Genomic DNA, 21,527 nt, shown 5'->3' with positions numbered 1-21,527 from the left:
GACCATTCGATATTTCATGATTACATGAAAACGTCCGCCCCTGGTCGATACAGGGACGGACGTTTTTTCAAGGATCCTGTTGACCTTTCAGGCCACAGTTTTCCTAGTTACCGACCATATACATACCGAAATAATTCAGTACGTTATCGATCGGATTGGCAATCGCAGTCCGTGTGCTGCCGGCGAAAAGCAGGCCGACCGCGCGGGGATTGACCGCAACATCTTCGACGAGCAGAGAACCGGAGTCGCCGCTCTGCAGGAACTTGTTCCCTGTAACGACGATCTGACCGGTAAACAATTCTGTAGTCGCTTCGCCGCCACACTCATCAGATCCGCCAACCGTGAAAGTGGCGTTGAGTGCGCTTACATAGGCCCTGGTCAGGCCCGAAGTACGACCGCTCTTTTTAACATTGAGCCCTACATAGGCGTCCATCGTGGTCGCTGACAGTTCGCCGATCTCGAGGATCGATCCTCCCGGATCGACCATGCCTGGCATGACCTCTGCCAGAGCCGCATCGATATCATTACCGTCTACACACCATGCCGAAAGATTCGCTACATAGTCAGCAGAAAGATCCTGGCAGCCTACTTCGATCAGGCCAGGCTGGTTGATCTCGTTGCCGACCTCGGCTACATCGGGATCGTTGGCGCTTGCGGCCTGATCACCGGCGAATACATGCTTGTTACTCAGGATGAACTGTGTGCCTGAGCCATCCTGAAGGAGAGCTCCGAGAGTTCCGCTGCAGCAGTAAGGATACGCAAAATCCTTGCTGTTACCACCGGAGACACCGAGAGATATCGGTCTCGGATAACGGGCAGTGTGACCGGTTGTGGAAGTACCGCCACCTCTCAACATCATCATCTTTCCTGATACGATCTTCATTACAGGAATTCCTTCGATCTCGGCTGGAACATTCTTGCCGCCTTTTGAAGTTTCCAGATAAACAAAAATCGCGGGGGTACCTTTGTCGTCAAGGCCAGTGGCCGTTCCGACTACTTCCGGATCGCTCATAAGATTGCCGGTATGACGGTCCTGTACCGCCATTACACTCTGAATGCGGGGATCAGCCTTGCTTAGCTGAACCAATCCAAGGCCCTCGGTATCGGGAGCATTTAGATTGTCGCTCACTCCTGAACATCCGGCAAGCATACCGAATGCTACGAGCAGAGCAATCCCTGAAACCCAACTGAAACGAGTCCGTGAGAGAAGCTTCATCAAGCCCTCCTGGGTCAATGGTGGGGAATGGAAATGATTTACAATCGGGAAGTGCGCCGATTGTATAAGATGCCAATCATGCTGTCAAGACAATTTATTGCAATATGTTACAATTTATTTTTGTAAACAGGAATTGACATATTTTCCACATTTCGACCAGTCAGGCAATTCAATGGAGTCAGTTCGGCAAACCTGATCGACCACCTGTTCGAAAATCCAATGCCCCCACATGTATCAATGTGTGTCATCATGTCTTTTTCCTGCATTTCATATAATGACAACAACATACGTGCTTATCCACCTCGATACTGTGTAGTGTCGACCATCTGATAGGCCGAAATCAGGACATATTAGCGTTGTGAGAGCCTGATAACGGCGGTGCGAGCACGCCTCCAACGAAACATAACTCGTTGATATATAATGCGATTATACCATCATGCCCACCCCAGCAGATTAATATCAGCAATTATTCAGGACCGCCTGCAAATTGGATTCATTCTTGTAATGTATGACAGTAGCAGCTTCGAAGAACTTCTCGGGCTGTTTGGAAATTGATTGATCAATATTTGTCGGAGAAAATTGTTGGTGAGTCCCGGACATTGTCAAACGACAGTTCCCTGAGCAGAGATCACCAAAAGGTCCCGGGTGTGTGGGCAACCTCATACGGGAAGGCCCTGGACCGGCGCGGACGGATTTCATGAAAATGGTTTCCCCTGTGGTGATCGGATCTCGGAACTGTGCTGGACATGCTGAAAGTGTGTCTTGTCTGGCTGGCCGGACCACCAACGACTCCGGCATTTTTTATCTTCAATTCATAGACTTCTGAAACAATTCCCTTCTTCTGGCGTCTTACTATACAACAGAATCAATAGCCGGATGATTCCGGCATCCGGTCGGACAAAGCAACAGGAGAATCACTGATGAATATCTGCATAGAAAATATCAGCAAAAAATATAAAGGGGGCAATTGGGGGCTGAAAGATTTCAGCCTGGAAATAGGCCCCGGAGTGACAGGCCTGCTCGGACCCAATGGCGCGGGAAAAACTACATTGATGAACATCCTGGCCACTGTGACAAGGCCAACAAGCGGCACGGTGAAGTGGGACGGAACTGATATCGCAGGATCTCCCGGAACCATACGGGGGATACTCGGATATCTTCCACAATATTTCGGCATCTACCCGAATCTTTCCGCCAGGGAATTCCTCCGCTACATCGCTGCAATAAAGGGAGTCCCCGGCAAATCATCCAAACGCCGGATCGATGACCTTCTCCGGCTGGTCAATATCACCGATGTGGCCGACCGACCACTGGCAGGACTGTCGGGTGGCATGAGGCAAAGAGTCGGCATAGCGCAGGCACTCCTGAACGATCCAAAGCTCCTTATTGTGGACGAACCAACTGTGGGCCTCGACCCTGAGGAACGGGTCCGATTTCGACACCTTCTGTCCGATCTTGCAGGCGACCGGATCGTCATCCTCTCCACTCATATCGTCTCGGATGTGGAAGCGGCGGCTACAAGCATTGCACTCATGCATGGTGGAAGCCTCCTTCATTACGGGCCACCGGAGGAGATTCTTGCGGCGGTTGACGGGAAGGTCTGGTCGTGTACAATATCCAGCGACGAGCTTGAAAACACCCGCAGACAATATATTGTCAGCGGCACACTGAGGCGAAGCGATGGAATCCATATCAGGGTAGTCGCGGATGAGCCCCCCACGCAGGAAGCCGTATCTGTCCCCCCGACGATGGAAGACGCGTATCTATACTGTATCTCATCGGCTGAGAAGTGCGTGTCCGCCGTAGAGGTGCGATAGATGACTGGATTCAACGGGATCTACAACCTCGCACTCGCCGACTTCCTTGAGAGGATCCGACGGTTCAGTTTCCTGGTTGTGCTGGGTGTGACTATAGTCGCCGGATATACTCTCGTCCCTGCCGCAAGCGCTTCATATAACGGATTCGTGATCTACGGATACAGGGCTGCCTACAACTCGGCCTGGATCGGGACAATAATAGGGATGAGCATAACCTCGATGCTCTCCCTGCTGGGCTTTTACCTCGTTAAGGATTCTGTCAGCAGAGACTACGAAACCCGGGTCGGACAGATCATTGCCGCGACGCCAGTATCGAAAGTCGAATACATGACAGGAAAATGGCTGAGCAATCTGGCCGTACTCTCCTCTATCGTACTTGTCCTCAATCTTATCGCCATAATCATGAATCTCGTACGTGGGGAGACCTCTTCACTGAACATCTGGCAGATCTCAGCACCGATATGGCTGATGAGCCTGCCAGTCATGTCCTGGGTATCTGCCATCGCCGTGACATTCGAGACCGTACCGCTGCTACGGGGAACACTTGGATACATCGCTTACATCGCGCTCTGGGGATTCCTGTTGATGGCAGCCACGGTCGGCCCGCTATTCGACTCTCCCATCGATGTCGTACCATCAAACGACTTTATGGGAGCCTCGGCCAGTATTTCAGGAATGGTTGATAGCATGACCGAACAGGGACTGGATATTAGTTCGGGGGACACCGACATCTACCAACCGACCGGAGGACACACGAAAGAACGTTTCAAGTGGCCCGGCATAAGCTGGAATCTTGCCCGAATCGGCGAAAGGTTTCTCTGGCTGGCTGGATCACTATTGCTCGTTATGGTCACAGCCATTCCATTTGACAGATTCGACCCCGCCAGGCGCCGGATCAGGCCTGGCAGACGAAAGAAGAAAAAGCGGGGCAAACAGGCCAATGCCCAGAACCGTATTCAGGAGACCGGAATCGTTGAGCAGCCTGTGTTGAACTCTTCGATCACTTACCACGATCTCCCCCACATCGACCAGCAGCGTGGCAGCAGAAAATTATTCACCCTGTCGCTTCTCGAATTGCGCCTCATGTTGAGAGGCAAAAGCTGGTGGTGGTACCTGGGAGCTCTCGGCCTGATCATATCTTCAGGAGTCGTACCGAAGGAACCAGTGAGGATACTCCTTCTGGCCATAGCCTGGGCGTGGCCGACTATTGTGTGGTCGAATATGGGATGTCGCGAACGACACTACGGCACAGAATCACTTGTCTTCCCTTCCACCGGATCGATAAGCACACACCTGCCCGCGATCTGGATCGCCGGCATGCTGGTCGCCATGATCATCAGTTCGGGATTTGGTCTCAGACTCATTATCAGTGGTAATATCCCTCAGGTATGGGCCCTTGTCACGGGTGGTATGTTCGTCTCAGCGATGGCACTCTCGCTCGGGATCTGGACAAACGGAAGCCGCGCGTTCCAAATTCTATATCCGGTACTCTGCTACCTGGGATTGTCCGGCAGAATCACCTTGTTCGATTTCAAGGGAGTCAATCCGGAGGCGGTCGCTTCTGGCACACCTCTGTTTTTTCTGGTACTTGCGGGAATTCTTTTCGTTCTGGCAGTACCAGGCAGGATGAAACAGATGCGTCGTGGATAAAATGCTGCCAGAGGTCAACTGGTCGTCAATCTCTTGAATCAGTCTTTGAGCCGCTGCCTGGAGTCTTAAGAAAAAAGACGAAAGGCACGGATCCCGCAGCCAGAAAAGCTGATATCCTGAAAGTAAGATCCAGCCCGATCTTATCGGCCGAGAAGCCGACCAGTAGGACCATGATCGAGCTCAGAGTGAAATTCAGTGTCATGTAGATCCCGTTAATAAACGACATGCGTTTGGACTTGATATCGTGGACAAGCGCCAGAAGAACGGGGCCACTGGCGAACAGAAAGAAACCGGTGACAATGAGGATCGGAATAGAATACCTGCCGTCCAGCCAGATAAAAAGCCACATGAGAAAAGGATTGACGGCAGTTATGATCAGCAGAGTCGCCTTTCGCCCTATCCTGTCCGAGATTATTCCAGCGAGAAAAGTGCCTGCCGCGCCTGAGAACTGAAGCACCGCCAGTGATATCCCCGCCATCCAGAGTGAAGCTCCCTGTGATGTAAGATAAGTCGGGAGATAAAGAGTAAGAGCTGACTTCATAGCTGCCCTGCAAAAAAAGATGCCTGTGACGCAGATGAAAAAAGGAACGAGGCCGATAAATGTCCTTCTTACCCCTTCATCCTCTTTCGCTGGAGCTTCCCTCTCCATTGAAACGTCCTTCAGCATGAAGTACAGAAGGATCGTGGCTACTATCCCGAAAGGAACGAGCCGGTAAGTGCCATCCAGCCCCCACAACGATACAGCTCCCAGGATAATAAGCGGCCCGAGCGTCCGGGCCAGTTCTCCTCCAAGCATATAGAAGCTCATCCCCATGCCTATCCTGTCTTTGGATACATGCCTGATCATCACAGGCGCGGTCACATGGAAGAGAGCAGAACTGATTCCAGACAGGAGAAGAAGGACAGACAGAAAAGCATATCCAGGAGCGACTCCCATCAGGCTCATAAGTATGGCAGTCGTTCCCGGCATCAGGATAATGAACCATCTGATACAGATTTTGTCAGCCATAAGCCCGAGAAAAGGATTGGCGATCGCGGGAATTCGCCTGAAAGTGTCAAGCATGCCCGCCAGAAATACTGTAAGACCGAATTTCTCGATCAGAAGGGGAAGTATCGGCGCGAGAAAGGCGCCGGGCACATCATGCACAAGGTGGGCAAGCGAGATCGTTATTGTTTTGGACCGACTGTTTCCCGTTCTATTTTTCATGATCCTTTTCCGCAAGATCCCGGTCATATTCATATATGTTTTTTCGACAGCTAAGAATAATACACAATATTGCTCACACTACCAAATCCAAACTCCCAATAGAATAATCAACTGATATGAGACTATTCTATTATCAGTCCATTTCAGTCAGTTTATAGATCAAGGGTATTACAACCCATGTAATGAGAATATTTTTGACAAATCCAATCAGCGGGGATAGACTGTATTTCAAAGACACAGAGAGAATGGATTAAAGTGGAGGACAAGAAAAGAGAGTCGACAATGGAACTATTCGAGAATGAATATGTGAAGATCGCGATTGACGAGAGTGTTCCATGTCTGGAATGGGTAGGGAAGAAAGCGTTCATCCCTTCGACGGAATTCAGGCTGTCTGAGGAAAAAAGTCTGCAATTTTATCGTGAACACAAAAAGAAATATCCAAAGATGGAGTGGTTTGTCGATGCTCGCCATATCGATGCTATCGACCCGGCGGATACACAATGGGTGATTGACGAGATTCTTCCACAATTCGCCAAGGCAGGGCTGACAAAAGAAGCCTTTGTGATACCCGAAAGCGCGTTAGGAATAATTACGGTCAACCATTACAAATCGACCTCCGGTCATACGATAGAGATCGAGTTGTTTAAGACCGGTCGTGCCGCAAAGAACTGGTTGAAGGAATAAACGCTTCACGGACCGCGTTTCGCCGATATTCAAACGACCGGGCATGTCCAGAGGCATCAATGTCTCGACAGCAGATTCGCACCTTTTCCATTTACAAAGGCACTCGCCACCTTCCATGCCTTCTCTCTCGTCGAGATATCGGGATAGACGGGTGTATCGGCATACCCTTTCTCGACAAGGAGCCTGGCTGCGAACAGCCTGACCTCCAGAGCCTGCGATCTGGATTCCCCCGCTATTCTGAGATACTCCTGCGGTGAATGGAACCCCATCCCGTTATTCGAAGCGATATAGTCCCATTTGAACTGCGCATGGCGCAAGGTGGTCCTGATAGCGCTGAGTTCCTGCCCGCTAGCTCCGGATTGAGCCGCCGCCCCCACATCAAAATGTGCTTTCACCAGAGCCTCCTCGGCTGCCATTCTCGCGGTGTAGCACATGGTCTGTATAGATTCGATACGGCTCCTGATCTCATCCTCGGTCCACCGGTGACAGACCGCGCAACTGTTCGAAATGTTAAGCAACGGGCTTTGAACATGGTGATCCGAGACTTTCATGCCTCCCTCCGCCACATACGCCATATGGCAGTCGGCGCAGGCAACGTTTCTATACGCGTGGATCCCCGTCGAAAAGACTTCGTAGTCCGGGTGCTGCGACTTGATGATCGGCGTACCCGAGATCGGGTGAATATAATCGGAGAATCCATATTCGTCATAGTAGGCTATCATCTCGTCCACAGATGTCCCCTTGACCCATGGCAATGTCAGGTAATCTTTCTTTCCCTCTGCAGGATCATTGAGGAAATAGTACTCCACATGACACTGGGCACATACCAGGGAACGCATCTCCTGATGGGTAACCTCATCTATATCCCTACCACGGGCAGCATAGGCCTCTCTCAGCGCCGGCCTCGTTATCACCAGTTTCATCGATTCAGGGTCATGACAGTCCCGGCATCCGATCGGGTTGACTATCTCATCGGCGAGGTCATGAAAATTGGAGCCGTAGAACTCCTTCGTACCCATCTCCGCCATCAGCCTTGGAACGTCGGGACTCTTGCAGGTCCAACAGGTAGCAGGGTTGACCGGCTTCTTTATCCTTTTCGTCTCGGTCACATCCTCGATCGCGTGATAATGCCCCCTCGCCTGCCGGTATTCCTGGCTGAAACCATATCCAGCAAAGAGGATCACCTGGTAGGGGTCCTCCTCCAGATAATCCCTTGGATAGGCCCCTCCATACATAGTCCTCGTGTCGTCTATCTTCGTTTTGAGGTACCCATCATATTCCCTCGGATAATTCTCTCCATAAACGGCATTGTCTGTCTCCCACTCATCGACCGGCTGTAACGCGATAGCCGGCCGCTGAGCTTCCCACCGATGCTCCATTATCGATACGGCGAACATGCCCAGTAAAAATACGACTACAGCGAATAGTGCGACGATGACTCCACCCGCCCAGCGGGGAAGTCCCGTTTTTCCCGGTCCGCTCATATCTTATCCTTTCCTGATACCGTTTTCTTTACCTGTCCTGCGACTTCCAGCTCTCCGGCAGATCCCACCCTGCGGGAGGCATCACCGGCCTGAGCACCGTTGGAGACGAGGCCTGGCTTCTTACGCTGTTATGAACATTATCATGACAATCCCAGCATCTCCGCTCTCCGGATGACGCAAGCTTTACCATGGCGAATTGTGACGAATGACAACGGATGCAATTCTTCTGAATAACCGGAATGGCACCCCTGGATAACTCCATTACCTGTGGATCGATGCCGGCGGTGAAGACATAGGAATGCCTCAGACCGTCTGTTCCCTTGAAAGCTGTTTTCGAGATAATATTCTCATGTGGAAGATGACAGTCGGTGCAGACGGCCACAGAGCCATGGCTTCCCCTCTGCCAGCTGGCGTATACATCGGTCATGACATGACAGTTGGCGCAGGTCTCCGGCTCCTCATTGATATACGAAACGGCGTTGGCCACCCTGAAGACGACCGCCGCCATGCCTATAGCCACACCAACCATCATATATACAAGCGTCTGGCTTTTCCTTGAAAGGCCATCAAGAGCCAGAACAGATCGCAGATATTTCCACATGAGCCTACATTAGCATGATACTTTGTCAGGAATAAGCACAATCTCGCTGATATTTCATTTTCTACTCGTTTCCGAACGCCGACAGGCCTGTGAAATACTCGCCAAGGATCAGCGTGTGTATCTCGAACGTACCCTCATATGTATGGACAGACTCCATGTTGCACATATGACGTATAGCCTGGTATTCGAGGGTTATCCCGTTCGCGCCGAGCATGCCGCGAGCCTTCCTGGCTGCTTCGAGCGCTACATTGACATTGTGCCTCTTCGTCATCGATACGTGATAATGCTTCATGGCTCCACTGTCTGCGAGCCTGCCGAGATGATACGCCATCATCTGGGCATTGGTCAGATCGGTCGCCATCTCAACCAGTTTGGCCTGGGTCATCTGGAAAGAAGCGGTCGGCCTACCGAACTGTATCCTCTCCCGGCTGTACTGCAGGGCTTCGTCGAATACCGACTGAAGGACGCCTACCGCTCCCCAGGCGATCCCGTAACGCGCCGAGGTCAGACACATGAGGGGACTTTTCAAGTCTTCGGTCCCGGGCAACTCCCTGTCCGCTGGAATACGTACATCTTCCAGGACAAGCTCTGAAGTGACTGATGAGCGCAGTGAGACCTTGTGTTTCTGTTCCGGAGCAGAAAAACCCTCGTCATCTCTGTGAACGATGAACCCGCGGATGATTCCCTCTTCGTCCTTTGCCCACACGACAGCGATATCGGCTATCGAACCGTTTGTGATCCACATCTTGGCGCCATTCAGTATCCACCCGCTCCCGTCTTTCTTCGCGCTGGTCATCATCGAACGCGGATCGGACCCCGCATCCGGTTCGGTGAGTCCGAAACACCCTATGATCTTCCCGGCCGCAAGTTCGGGCAGATATCTTTTCTTCTGTTCTTCTGAACCGAATTTCCAGATCGGATACATAACGAGACTTCCCTGGACCGAGCAGAACGATCTGACCCCCGAGTCCCCACGTTCCATCTCCTGGCAGATAAGGCCATATATCGTATAGGAGCATCCCGCCCCACCGTATTCGACAGGGATGAAAGGACCTAGAAACCCGAGTTCTCCCATCTTCTGCACGAGATCGAGAGAAAATTCTCCTGCCTCCCATTGCTCTGCGATTCCAGGGATGATCTCCCTGTCCACAAATTTTCGTGCGGTATCACGGACCAGGACCTCTTCCTCATTGAACGATTTTTCTATTTCGAAGAAGTCAAGCGCCTCGAATTTCATCGGAATCCTCCATTTTACGACTAAAGCCCATGTCTCCAGGGACATGGGATGATAATGCCGCTTTTCTACCTGTCTGGCAAGAGTATCCATGCTGGAAAGAATGTAAAATCATCATTTACCGAAAAATATCTGATTGATGGAATGAGGCCGCTTGGATTATAATCCTGGCATCTGTAAAGGATTTGAGATACACCCTGTTGATGAAAGATTGAGAGGTGAGATCATGGGGAAAGAAAGAAACACAAAAAAAGAGACCAAAAAGAAACCGGCAAAATCGCTGAAGGAAAAAAGAAAAGAGAAAAAAGCTAAATAGGCCATCGCCTTTTCTCAGCTCGCACATTTATGCCCACAACCTTCCGGACATCCACGATTCTCCGGGATTCCGATGCCGTTGAGGCCACCGCATACGACCGGTCGTGAATTTGCATTGTGTCCGGCCGGGCTTTAAAGATCATGGAGAAGAACCTATGAGCAATATCAGGACAAAAAAAGGTCGAATCGCAATCCTCACCGGAGGAGGAGACGTGCCGGGACTCAACCCGGCGATCAGGAGCGTCACCATCAGGGCGATCCGTGAAGGCTACGAAGTCGTCGGCATCCGCCGCGGCTGGGCCGGCATGATCGAGATCATACGAGACAAAGATGCCGACAACAGCAGAAACTATGAGATCCTGACTGAAAATATGGTAAACCGGATCGGTCGGACCGGAGGCACCTTCCTTCACAGCTCGAGGACCCGCCCCAGCCATGTCCCCGCGATTGATGTACCCGCGCACCTGAAAGACAGATATTCCGACGACATGAACGACCTTACACCGGAAGTCCTCAAGAACATCGATCATATGGGAATCGACTACCTTATCCCGATCGGCGGAGACGACACACTCAGTTATGGAGTAAGGCTGCATAATGAAGGCGTAAAAATAATAGCCATTCCCAAGACAATGGACAACGACGTTCCCGGAACAGATTACTGCATAGGGTTCAGTACCTGTGTCACCAGGACGATCCAGATGACTAACAGCCTCCGGACGTCCGCCGGATCGCACGAGAGGTTCCTGGTGATCGAGGTCTTCGGCAGATACGCCGGATTCACGGCGCTGCTACCGACGATGGCTGGTGCAGCCAACCGTTGCGTCATTCCCGAGCATCCTTTCAATATGGAGCGTCTGTGCGAACTGCTGGTAGAAGACTGGGTCACAAGCCCCAGCAATTATTCTGTCGTACTCGTCTCCGAAGGCGCAAAGCATGAGGGCGGCGACATGACATTCTCCGAACAGGAAAAGGACGCGTACGGGCACAAGAAGCTCGGCGGGAATGCTGAATATATTTCCAAAGAGTTGAAGACTATCTCTCCGCATTTCAATAACGGACGCAAGATCAACGTCATCAACCAGAAGCTCGGGTACCTGGTCCGATGCGGAGATCCCGACGCTATCGACTCCATCGTCCCGATGGCCTACGGCAACCTGGCCCTGAATCTCATACTCGAGGGGGTCTCTGGACGACTCGTCGCCCTGAAGAACGGCCGCTATGACAACGTACCGATCGAGATCGTGACGAGCTACAAGAAAGTGGTCGACGTAGGCCAGTATTACAACACGGACAGGTTACGGCCACACTACAAGAGCTTCGAGGCCAAACCGTTGTTCATAATGGCAAGCGACTGACGGGAACTGGAATGGTCGACAGAAAAACACTCGATAGGGCCGGACTTGCTCATCTATCGATAGTATATCTGGTCTGGGGATCCACCTACCTGGCAATACGTGTAGCTGTCAGGGAAGGATCGGGATTCCCTCCATTTACAATGGCATTTGTACGGGTCATGGCAGCATCGGCAATATTGCTGATATGGGCCCGGCTGCGCCGAGAGAGGATCCGGCTTTCTCTCCCGGAATTTGGAATACTCGCCGGTAGCGGCATTTTGCTCTGGCTCGGAGGCAACGGGCTGGTCAACTGGGGGGAGACTCGTGTCTCGTCCGGGCTGGCGGCCCTGCTCGTGGCATCGATGCCGATATGGGCCGAGTGCATGGTCTGTGTCGTCGACCGGCGTTTCCCCGGCTGGCGGATGACAGGCTCTGTATTTCTTGGATTCCTCGGAGTCGGCGTCCTGTCCTGGCCCGTTCTGAGACTGGGAAACACAGCGGACATCCTGGCCGTCGCCGCTCTTCTCTTCGCCCCCCTTTCCTGGGCCGCTGGTTCTATCTGGCTGCAGAGGAGGAAACTCGACCTCAGTGACCGGGCCATGTCAGGTTGGCAACAGCTACTGGGCGGGGTCGGACTACTGGCCATCGCCCTGCTCCGGCGCGAACCCCTGCCCACTCCCACGGGCGAAGCATGGATGGCCTGGGGATACCTCGTCCTGTTCAGCTCGGTGATCTGTTTTACTTCCTACCTTACGACCCTGAGGCTTCTCCCCTACCAGGTCGTCATGACCTATGCCTATGTAAACCCGGTGATCGCGGTCTTTCTCGGCTGGCTGATCCTCAGGGAAAGCGTCACCGGATGGACCATGACCGGAGCATTATTGATCATCGCCAGTGTTGTAGGGATATTTCGAAATCGCAAATAATCCAGTCAGCCGCCAGGACACTGCAGCAGTCCCTGTCCTATCCACAACATCCTTCATCACATGCCGGCTCTGTACCCCTGAGCATGCCGGCTATAATGCCAGCCGCACAACCGACTCCGGATTTGACAGTGATCGCGCATGCGGGACAGTTCCTGGCACATGCACCGCATTCCATGCATGAATCCTTGTCGACTATCCTCGCTTTTTTCCCAATGATATCAAAAACCGCATGTGGACAGACAGTCGAGCACACCCCACAGCCAATACATCTCTCGGCATCCAACTTCAGTGTAGCGACATTTCTCAGATACTTCATTGAGGCCATTGTCCCATACCTTTCAGACAAATCTTCCTATTATCCATAGTGTCACTCCTGTCAACGATGCAGTGATCTGTAAAGGAACCGCAATCCGCATTTCCTTCTTCACACCAGACAGAGATGTGTAGGTCGAAGCCCCCGTGAAATTCATAGCAGTGAAAGAAGATATTGCAGTGACTATCAGTATCCAGGCAAGCGATTCAATAATATTTGATTCCGCAAACCCTGAGACACCCAGGACAACAATCAGTATAAGACCGGCGATCAGTCCTTTCAGGGAAAAACTCCTGCCCGGCAGCCAGGGAAGGAGCATCGGCACCATTATCGTTCCCGTCAGGAACGCAAGAAGCAGTATCAGGGTCGATCGACTACCTGCCGTTAGAGCAACCTGGGTGGAATATCCCCCTTTATGCAAACCGGCTAAAAGGAAAAAGACAACAGAGGCCAGAACCAGATGTTTGAATCCCATTACAAATTCCACAGGTACCAGAACCGACCTGTCACGCATTGAGAAGTTCACCTTTCGCATTTCAGCTGTCGCAACCATTCCGTTTTCAAGAAAAGATAGTATATCAGACGCTCGCACAGGACCGTATATCACCGTGAATCCCGAGTGTTTCTTAACTTCATGAGCGGCCACCCCGGGTGCTCCAAGTTGTGGAACAATAAGTTTGCGATGACCTATTATCTCTTTCAGCCTCGTCTGCTCAATGCGATTGACTATCTCATCTGTTCCGAACGTTCCTTTGCCTGCGGCACACCATACGTTGATACCTTTAGTATCCAACACTAATATCCATGCATCGATTCCATGAAGAGAACTTCGAAGCACGTCAAAACTCAACTTGTAGTTTGCTGAGACCAGGACGATCGAATCCTGATCAGGATTTCCGGCTGCATACAGGCCCGGCCTAATCGTATAGCGCATACGACCGATTGAACACCTTGCTTTGAATGCTCCCCATTTATCCATCCTGTCAATCGAAGTTGAGACTGTCGGGATCTCTCCACCCTTCGTCTCAATTGAACCAGTTATATATTTTTTCTTCATTTCTCTTTCTATATTGATAATTCTTCCGGAACACCTAGCAACATTTCTTGTTCGCAGACTCCAATGCCTTGACAAGCATTTTCAAAGACTTGATTACTCCATTCTTTTCCTTTTCTGGTATCTGATCCAGTATATCCCTTGCGTAGTGGTCTGAGCATTGCCTCAGTTTCACAGCTAGGTTTCTGCCTGAGGAGGTGAGTTCAATACAGACTTGACGCCTGTCATCCGGATTATCTCGCCTGTTGACATTTCCATCACGCAGAAGTACATCAATGATCCTGGTCATGGTACTTACGGTGACACCCAGCTCATGGCTCAGTTTATTCATTGACAGCTTGCCGTTTTCAGCAAGGGCCTCGATTGTGAAACACTGGGACATCGTCAGGCCATAACAGGATTTATGGTCTCTGTTCAGCAGACTCAATTTTTTGACCAGTAGTGATACAAACAGGGAGAATTCACTATAATCCACCTTCACTTGTGTCATAATGCTGCCCCCTGAAGAATGACATGATATTGTAACATGCTATTATTGTATTATACAATTATTGGTTTAGCAAGCTTTTTTTGAATTGTCTGAATTGATGCGTTCAAAGCCCCTGCCTGGATCGTGGATCGGCGCGATTCTGATTATTGCCAGTGTTGTGGGGATATTTCGAAATCGCAAATAGTTGAAAAAACTGAATTTTAGGGTTGTTTTTGTTAAGAATAGGTATATATTCTTGGCGAAGCAGATGAATTCGGAATTTGAGTTAGTCCGTTTGGCCGAAAAAGACGATGAACGACACCTATCTAGTTGATCATCTCTATTAGGGGACTTGTTGGTTTTCCGAAAATATGTCTGTATGTGCTTTTTTACGTTTGAGGCCTACAGGAGGCTCTGATGAAGATTTATGTTGGAAATATGTCTTTCGATACTAGCGAAAGCGATATCAGGAAAGCTTTTGAAGAACACGGAACGGTTGATACCGTATCCATCATTACGGACAGGGACACTGGTCGTCCGAAGGGATTCGGTTTTATCGAGATGTCAAACGACACCGAGGCCCAGGCAGCTATCGACAACCTGAATGACAAAGATTTCATGGGTCGTACGCTCAAAGTCAACCAGGCTCGTCCTCGCAACGATAACCGCGGCGGTGGCGGCGGTGGCGGCGGTCGTGGCGGCGGATTCGGTCGTGGCGGCTACTAGAGCTTAAGCTCGAGTACTACCGGGTGCTGCAGATAGGGTGGCTCACCGGTCAAAATAAAGAGGGAAGTCGGGTAACCGGCTTCCCTCGGTTTATTTCAGGGGCAAGCAGATCCTGAACGTTAAATGATTTCCTCGCCTGAATCCGTCTTATCCTACCTGTCAAAATCACTTGACACGATTTAGTTATATTGAGTACACTTCTCCACAGTGATTTTAATGTGGATTAACAACAAATCGTAAATTTCATGAATCAGTCGGGGTTTTTTTAGTTAAGGGGGAAGAATGAAGAAGCGGCACGTGGTTTTGTCCATTCTGGTTGCCTGCGTTTTAGTTCAGGGATGCACGAGGAAATTCGCCGTCACTTCTCAGATGAGCGATCTGGATTTCACCGTGTCTGAACCTGTCGCGTCTATCAACTATACTCCGATCGTGGATTCGAGACCTGAAATCGAAAAGAAGGGGCGGGTCGAAAACGGTTGTTCCGGTGGGAAATCAGGCGTAACACATCTCGGTGACAAGAATTACAAGAACGACCTGCTTCCTGAATTCAACGACCATCTCCTGATTGCCCTTCAGAATTCACATCTCTTTACAAATATCAATGTTGTCGAAGAAACCTCCACTCCCGCGGATGCCGATTATTCATTCATGGCTTCCCTGGAAAGTTTCCATGTCATGCTTGATGAGGCACAGGCGCAGAACACGCAGGCATGTATCGGAGGTATTATCGGCGCGATGATCGCATCAAAAGTCGACGTCACAGCGAATATCGACGTGAAACTCACCGGGATACTTAAAAGTGACAATGTCGAAGTCTGGCGCTATACCGTAATAAAACACTCCAGCGAAATCGCGGATTACGGAAAAACAAAAACGAATGCCGAGTTGCTCATGGGTAACGCCATCGGCGATGTATCCAGGGACATTATTTCGGAAATGGCGAAATTTCTGTCCACCGTTGAGTAAAACAGATTAGGACGTATAGATAACATGTATAAAAATCCCAGAATAAAGCGGATAATATCGCTTGTCCTGTTGATGTGTTTTACTTTCTCTGTAAATCTCTCCGCGCAACAGACCAGCGAAAAAGAATCAGATAAATCTACCAAAAAGAAGATCGTTTTCCAGAAAGACACCGGCTCGACGGCGGCGGATTCCCTGAAGGCACTGAAGGAATCAAGGATCATCTTCAAGAAGAACACTTACAGTCAGACTGATGTTTTAAAACTGGTGACAACCAAGACCTTTGAAAAAGGTGGGCAGAGAAAAGACATCGGTGAAAACGGCCAGAATATAATATTGGCGATGGGCGACAACCAGGAAGCCATCGACATGGTCAACGGAGCTTACAAGACAAGAAAAAGCGGAAAGGCACTGATGGTGGTCGGAGTGATCGCGGCCCTGGCAACCCTCATCGCCCTGCCCGTTGTCGAATTGGGAGAACAGGACTCCGACAGCTACACGACTACTTATTACTTTTTACCATTCGTAGCGGTCGGCACGATTCTGGGTGGAATAGGCTTCACCAAGTACCATTCCCTGGAGGGTAACCTTCACAAGGCAGTCAAGGTATATAACAAAGATCTACAAAAAGAAGGCACCGACGAAGATAATTCGGCTGATTGATAAAGGCGGCCGGCAGAATATGGGTATCAGGTCTTTTTCAGTCATCCTTGCTGTTGCTTCAGTTCTATCTGGACTCCTTACGACGAGGGCCTCAGCTCTGGACGACATGCACGGACCGACCGTTGCAGGGATTGTAAAAAAGCAGGAAGAATACGGCGCGGCGACGAGCGGCGTCCTTGATTTGTATCAGAGATGGATATCACCGGTAAACGGCGAGTCCAATTGCCCGATGCATCCCTCCTGTTCGCAATATTCGAAACTCACTTTCATTCGTCATTCCCCATTGAAAGCTTATGCCTTATCCTGCGAACGTCTTCTCCGCTGTGGAAGGGATTATCATTACTATCCAAGGGTCATGGTTGATGGAAGAATGCTCTCGTACGACCCTCTTCCAGTCGAGGAACAGACGTTTGCCCTCACGACCGATTCCGAATTCCGCTCACCAGAACAAAAATCAGAAAAGCCGGAGCCCGATACAGGCTTCGCTGACTTTCTCCGTGAAAATGGTGAGTATTACAGGGCGATCACGGAATACTATCGGGAGCTGCACGGTGAATCGGACCCAAAGCGAAGGGCCGCGATATTCAGCCGGATCGGCCGGTGTTATTACGAAGGCGGGGATTATGAACAATGCATCTCTTTTGTGGAGATCAACAGGCAAGCCCTGAAAATTGACGGGACATCTTTATCCGAGATGGAACTCTACAGAAGCAAAAGTTACTACTCTCTTGGCCGTTATACAGTCGCAATCACTAACCTCGAATGGAATGAACTCGATACCGACGACCCGCACTATTACGAATCACAGTTCATCATCGGCCTCAGCTACGCGAGGATCTCGGATCTTAATGCCTCACTCGGAAAAATGCGTGCTATCCCCCCGGAATCCGACTTTTATCCAGCCTCGAACCGGCTCCTTGAATATGAAGACCGCTTCGACAAGCTTCCCCGGAAGAAGCCAGGCGTAGCAGGATTTCTGTCCGCGCTCATCCCTGGTGCCGGGTACATTTACAGCGGCAGGTACAGTACGGGGGTCGCATCGCTGCTGATAAATGGCCTGATCGGCTGGACCATCTCCGATGCTATCAACAAGGAACAGTACGGACTTTCCTCCACGACCATGTTTTTCGGACTCGGCTGGTATATTGGAAATATCAAGGGTTCCGCAGATGCGGCCAGGCGGCACAATTCGGTTGCCCGGCACAGGTTGATCGATGATATCCTCAAGCAGGAAGACATGGAAGAATTTGTCAGGCGGCACAAGCAGTGAATGCTGATAGAACCGATTTCACACTTCCGGTCGGGTACCATAAGTTCCACAGAAAACAGCTCTTCAATTTCCAGTTAAATCGCTGGCATTCGCTGGGGTATGTCCGGTACGAAGATATGATACGAGCCGGACACCTGGTCAAGGACTTCGCGAGTTGGAAAACCGAGATGCTCCGGCTGGCCCAAGAAGCCGAAACCGACAACAGACTTATGAATGCGGCATTCTACTACCGCGCCGCCGAATTCTATATACTAAAAGAAACCGTAGAGAAAAAGGAACTGTACAATAAGTTTATAGACCTGTTCGACCGGGCTTTCCGCGATGACTCGATAGAACGTTTCGAAGTTCCTTATCAGGGTACGTATTTACCTGCGATGAAAATCGTTCCATCAGATATCAAAAAGGGTACCATCGTTATGCATGGCGGGTTCGATTCCTTCATCGAGGAATTCTACTCATGGATGGCCTATTTCGCTGAAGCAGGTTATGAGGTCATCGCATTCGAAGGGCCGGGACAGGGAGGCGCACGTCGCGAATACGATCTCGCCTTCGATCATGAGTGGGAGAAGCCTGTCGCCGCTATCCTCGATTTCTTTACCCTGGACGATGTCACCTTGTTGGGAATATCTATGGGCGGGTGGCTTTGCCTGCGGGCGGCGGCATTCGAGTCGCGTATAACCAGAGTGATCGCCGACGGCCACGCTCACGATTATATGCAATGTATGCCCCCCTTTCTCTGGGATCTACACATGATTTTCTTCAATCACCTGCGTGACTGGTCCAACAGGATGACGCTCAGGAAAATCGAGCAAGGGGCCTCGATGGACGCGTGGTTCGCCGCGCAACTGATGTACATCTCAAAAAAGGAGATGCCGCTGGACGCTTTCGACACTTTATTGGCTTTATGCGAAGAGAATGTCCATCCCGAACTGGTAAATCAGGACGTATTGATACTATCCGGACGCAAGGACCACTTCATCCCAAAAAAAATGCACCAGAAGCAACTGGATGTACTGACCAACGCGAAGTCTGTAACCGGACGCGTTTTCACCAAAGAAGAACACGCTCAAAACCATTGTCAGATAGGCAACGTCGGCCTGGCCCTCGAGGTGATGGTGGATTGGATCGGTGAGGTGTCGTAACGATTAAAAAGGGCTGCCCCCTCCAGTTATCCCGCCTGTATATTTAAGATCCTGTTTATTCGGCCTCCGAGAGATATTGCCTTCATAATCGATGGAAAGATAGTAGAGCAATGGACGGTATCCGATCAGCTCACAGTGATGAAACAGCTGGGACTGATGTAACAGTTTCATTCATGAGGCTTTACAGGAATTATTCCCTTATTGATTACTCCGATTCTTTCGGCCTCAACTCTTCAATGAATGTCGCAGAGACCCAGTAAATATCGCTTTTCCCTCGTTCTCCACCAGTAAAGAAAAGATACTTCCCATCTGGCGATACAAATGGCAATCCCGCATTCATCCCGATATCGACTGTTTGAGGTTCATCCCAGCTTCCATCCGAATTCTTATATGAGATGGTCAGTGCTTCACTTATCTTTTCCGACGGTTTTCTGGAAATATAGATCACATAACTCTCATCTGGCGCGATGCATGGATACATGTTTTGTGTTGAAGAGTTTATGGGCGTGCCAAGCCTTTTCATTTCCTTGTACTTTCCGTCAACCGGCCTGATGACGGCAATACTTTCTCTACCTGGGCCCCGTGAGATATCGGTAGTATATATTGTTCCAGTCGAAGTAAAAGAAACCGACATCGTCTTTGCGGGATTGAAAGGAGCGCCCGGATTATTAAGCACACTCCATCCATCTCCTTCACGCTCGACGTATAACATATTCATAGGAGGACCTGATTGCCCGGGAATGGGTCTTCCAGACATGAAATAGAGTCTTTTGTTATCTGGCGTAACCATCGGTTCGAACGAGAACTGGTTTTCGACGAACGGGACAACTGCTGGTGCCGACCACACTCCGCCGCGCAACCTGGTTACCATAATGACTTTTTCATTTAATTCGGCAACATTCCTGGTAAAGTAGAATTCCTTTTCATCCGGCGAGAAGCAGCAGGAAAATTCGTGAGCTGGCGTGGATATCACCCCTGGCGCAAAGATCTCCGGCGTAGTTCCCGGCAGTCTCTGCCCAAGATATGGGCCCCGAAGGATCGGAAAACCATCATCCTGAGCCAACAGACTCCCGGCCAATAAGACAAGGACACCTATCGTGAGTGCTGATAACCTCATTCTTCCTTCTTTCTTTGTTAATTTGGATTTGAACTTCCATACCATTGATACACCCGACACTCAAAATCAATGCAAAATTCTGAGCTGTTCCTCTATCCACAGGTATTATTATGCCCGGATTTGAGGTAGATTCCCAATAACTATTTTTTCTTCCACAAGAGTTGCAATATCCTTCCTCTGTACACCCGTTTTCTGGCTCTACTTATTCACTTTGATCATCGTTTTTCGCTGGGATGATATTTTAGAAGGAACAGGAATTTTCAGAAGAGACAATCGCTATTCTGGCAAGTATGAAACGGTGATTTTGTCTCCGGGCACTTCGATGAAGTAACCGAATACGTTCAGGATGATCTCGTCACGGCCACCATACATGTCCCTGTATAGCTCTGAGATATTCTGAATGTCGAACGAAACATCCTTCGAAAGAATAGCATCACAGGGATCACCGAGATCAGTATGCTGTAGATACAAGTTCGTCTGGACGGGATAAGATTCCATAAATGCAGGCTGCATAAACAGCTTGAACCTGTGTCTCCCACAACCGCCGCTGAAAGTGACTGTCAGCATGAGGATATCCCCGTCTATCTCTGCACCATGAATGGTTACCGGATCCCTCTGAAGCTGATCTGGCGGCGTCCAAACGAAGACGATCTTGTCATTGTAATAGTCTTCAGATAACTCTTCGATTTTCAGCGTGGCTACATAATCCTCGGGATCGGTCGGGTGTGCCATGTTCGGGTAGGGTTTCAACTCTGCCAGGTACAGCATATAACCCAAGGCATCATCAGCCAGCTTGTCGTATTCTTCGGTCCCGGGGAAAAGACCCGGTTGAGCCTTGGGCTCGGCGATCCCACACATATCGTTCTTCTTGATAAGCAGAAATTCACCCACCGCTTGTCCCGCCCAGAAGCATAGAACGCCTGTGGGACATCTTCCTTCAGTGACATCCATAAATTTAATCAGGAGATTTTCTTCCTCTACAAGGACAGCTCTGCCGTAGCCGATTATAATGGGCTCACTAAGGTCTTCCACGACTTCATCGGGAGTCACGTCCAGATCTTCAGTGTTGGAGATACCACTTTCGGAGCAATGCACGAGTGCAACTGAGATAAAGAGTAGCAGAACAACTTTGACGCAGGAACACATACCGGCCACCTACCTTCACACTACAATTTTAACAGTTATGTCGCCTTGTAACAAATGGTATTTTCTAATCCCCGTGCCCCACTGCATGTACAGCTGGTGCTTTAACCAAACTGAGCTAATCGCAAACGCGAAGATCTGTCAAAACAACACAATCGGTATAAGTATGCATGTCATCAATACATCATCTTAATAC

21 protein-coding genes are annotated in these 21,527 nt (G+C 50.1%); 11 read left to right on the top strand and 10 right to left on the bottom strand.

The genetic code is table 11. The features are described 5' to 3' along the window. Positions 1–103: 103 nt before the first annotated feature. Positions 104–1,216, bottom strand: a complete 1,113-nt coding sequence (locus KOO63_12735; protein ID MBU8922677.1) for a S1 family peptidase — start codon at positions 1,214–1,216, stop codon at positions 104–106. Positions 1,217–2,136: 920 nt separating this feature from the next. Between KOO63_12735 and KOO63_12730 the strand changes: the two genes are divergently transcribed. Together KOO63_12730 and KOO63_12725 are read left to right on the top strand one after the other, a co-directional pair. Further along, complete coding sequence (locus KOO63_12730) at positions 2,137–3,033, top strand: ABC transporter ATP-binding protein (GenBank protein ID MBU8922676.1); 897 nt, start codon at positions 2,137–2,139, stop codon at positions 3,031–3,033. Beyond that, positions 3,034–4,683, top strand: a complete 1,650-nt coding sequence (locus KOO63_12725) for a hypothetical protein (GenBank protein ID MBU8922675.1) — start codon at positions 3,034–3,036, stop codon at positions 4,681–4,683. A gap of 25 nt (positions 4,684–4,708) precedes the next feature. Here the strand turns inward: KOO63_12725 and KOO63_12720 are convergent, their stop codons facing one another. Continuing rightward, positions 4,709–5,890 carry an MFS transporter gene (locus KOO63_12720; GenBank protein ID MBU8922674.1) on the bottom strand — a complete coding sequence of 394 codons (1,182 nt, stop codon included), beginning with the start codon at positions 5,888–5,890 and terminating at the stop codon, positions 4,709–4,711. A gap of 255 nt (positions 5,891–6,145) precedes the next feature. Between KOO63_12720 and KOO63_12715 the strand changes: the two genes are divergently transcribed. Beyond that, complete coding sequence (locus KOO63_12715; GenBank protein ID MBU8922673.1) at positions 6,146–6,574, top strand: hypothetical protein; 429 nt, start codon at positions 6,146–6,148, stop codon at positions 6,572–6,574. Positions 6,575–6,630: 56 nt separating this feature from the next. Here the strand turns inward: KOO63_12715 and KOO63_12710 are convergent, their stop codons facing one another. The 3 genes from KOO63_12710 to KOO63_12700 all read right to left on the bottom strand — a co-directional run bounded on the left by KOO63_12710 (position 6,631) and on the right by KOO63_12700 (position 9,896). Further along, positions 6,631–8,058, bottom strand: coding sequence for an ammonia-forming cytochrome c nitrite reductase subunit c552 (locus tag KOO63_12710; GenBank protein MBU8922672.1), 1,428 nt, complete (start codon positions 8,056–8,058; stop codon positions 6,631–6,633). Between the two features lie 28 nt (positions 8,059–8,086). Continuing rightward, on the bottom strand, positions 8,087–8,659 hold the full coding sequence (gene nrfH, locus KOO63_12705; protein MBU8922671.1) for a cytochrome c nitrite reductase small subunit: 573 nt from the start codon (positions 8,657–8,659) through the stop codon (positions 8,087–8,089). Between the two features lie 61 nt (positions 8,660–8,720). Next, on the bottom strand, positions 8,721–9,896 hold the full coding sequence (locus tag KOO63_12700; protein ID MBU8922670.1) for an acyl-CoA dehydrogenase family protein: 1,176 nt from the start codon (positions 9,894–9,896) through the stop codon (positions 8,721–8,723). A 151-nt stretch (positions 9,897–10,047) separates the two neighbouring features. Here KOO63_12700 and KOO63_12695 point away from each other — a divergent pair, with 151 nt between their 5' ends. The 3 genes from KOO63_12695 to KOO63_12685 all read left to right on the top strand — a co-directional run bounded on the left by KOO63_12695 (position 10,048) and on the right by KOO63_12685 (position 12,471). Further along, the gene (locus tag KOO63_12695) at positions 10,048–10,209 is read left to right on the top strand and encodes a hypothetical protein (GenBank protein ID MBU8922669.1); all 162 of its coding nucleotides are present in this window, start codon (positions 10,048–10,050) and stop codon (positions 10,207–10,209) included. Between the two features lie 154 nt (positions 10,210–10,363). Then, positions 10,364–11,566, top strand: a complete 1,203-nt coding sequence (locus tag KOO63_12690; protein ID MBU8922668.1) for an ATP-dependent 6-phosphofructokinase — start codon at positions 10,364–10,366, stop codon at positions 11,564–11,566. Between the two features lie 11 nt (positions 11,567–11,577). After that, complete coding sequence (locus tag KOO63_12685) at positions 11,578–12,471, top strand: EamA family transporter (protein ID MBU8922667.1); 894 nt, start codon at positions 11,578–11,580, stop codon at positions 12,469–12,471. A gap of 37 nt (positions 12,472–12,508) precedes the next feature. Here KOO63_12685 and KOO63_12680 read toward each other — a convergent pair whose 3' ends face one another. Genes KOO63_12680 through KOO63_12670 form a run of 3 tightly spaced genes read right to left on the bottom strand, consistent with a single transcriptional unit; the run spans position 12,509 to position 14,328 of the window. Continuing rightward, complete coding sequence (locus KOO63_12680) at positions 12,509–12,787, bottom strand: 4Fe-4S binding protein (protein MBU8922666.1); 279 nt, start codon at positions 12,785–12,787, stop codon at positions 12,509–12,511. Positions 12,788–12,809: 22 nt separating this feature from the next. Beyond that, positions 12,810–13,841: a hypothetical protein gene (locus KOO63_12675; GenBank protein MBU8922665.1), complete on the bottom strand. Its 1,032-nt coding sequence runs from the start codon at positions 13,839–13,841 to the stop codon at positions 12,810–12,812. 34 nt (positions 13,842–13,875) lie between these two features. After that, positions 13,876–14,328 carry a MarR family transcriptional regulator gene (locus KOO63_12670; GenBank protein ID MBU8922664.1) on the bottom strand — a complete coding sequence of 151 codons (453 nt, stop codon included), beginning with the start codon at positions 14,326–14,328 and terminating at the stop codon, positions 13,876–13,878. A gap of 396 nt (positions 14,329–14,724) precedes the next feature. Here KOO63_12670 and KOO63_12665 point away from each other — a divergent pair, with 396 nt between their 5' ends. The 5 genes from KOO63_12665 (at position 14,725) to KOO63_12645 (ending at position 19,071) form a co-directional block, all read left to right on the top strand. Then, positions 14,725–15,033: an RNA-binding protein gene (locus tag KOO63_12665; GenBank protein ID MBU8922663.1), complete on the top strand. Its 309-nt coding sequence runs from the start codon at positions 14,725–14,727 to the stop codon at positions 15,031–15,033. Positions 15,034–15,315: 282 nt separating this feature from the next. Then, positions 15,316–15,999: a hypothetical protein gene (locus KOO63_12660; GenBank protein ID MBU8922662.1), complete on the top strand. Its 684-nt coding sequence runs from the start codon at positions 15,316–15,318 to the stop codon at positions 15,997–15,999. A gap of 24 nt (positions 16,000–16,023) precedes the next feature. Further along, complete coding sequence (locus tag KOO63_12655; GenBank protein ID MBU8922661.1) at positions 16,024–16,659, top strand: hypothetical protein; 636 nt, start codon at positions 16,024–16,026, stop codon at positions 16,657–16,659. A gap of 19 nt (positions 16,660–16,678) precedes the next feature. Continuing rightward, positions 16,679–17,929 carry a membrane protein insertion efficiency factor YidD gene (gene yidD, locus KOO63_12650; protein ID MBU8922660.1) on the top strand — a complete coding sequence of 417 codons (1,251 nt, stop codon included), beginning with the start codon at positions 16,679–16,681 and terminating at the stop codon, positions 17,927–17,929. Next, positions 17,926–19,071, top strand: a complete 1,146-nt coding sequence (locus KOO63_12645) for an alpha/beta hydrolase (GenBank protein MBU8922659.1) — start codon at positions 17,926–17,928, stop codon at positions 19,069–19,071. The genes yidD and KOO63_12645 overlap by 4 nt, the downstream gene beginning before the upstream one ends. Before the next feature lie 205 nt (positions 19,072–19,276). Here KOO63_12645 and KOO63_12640 read toward each other — a convergent pair whose 3' ends face one another. Beyond that, entirely contained in the window at positions 19,277–20,188 is a 912-nt protein-coding gene (locus KOO63_12640; GenBank protein ID MBU8922658.1) for a hypothetical protein, read from the bottom strand. A 276-nt stretch (positions 20,189–20,464) separates the two neighbouring features. Next, the gene (locus KOO63_12635) at positions 20,465–21,334 is read right to left on the bottom strand and encodes a hypothetical protein (protein MBU8922657.1); all 870 of its coding nucleotides are present in this window, start codon (positions 21,332–21,334) and stop codon (positions 20,465–20,467) included. Positions 21,335–21,527: the final 193 nt, after the last annotated feature.

The organism is Candidatus Latescibacterota bacterium (assembly GCA_019038625.1).
In the GTDB taxonomy this organism is placed as follows: Bacteria; Krumholzibacteriota; Krumholzibacteriia; order Krumholzibacteriales; family Krumholzibacteriaceae; genus JAGLYV01.
This window is presented reverse-complemented; position numbering and strand designations above follow the sequence as displayed.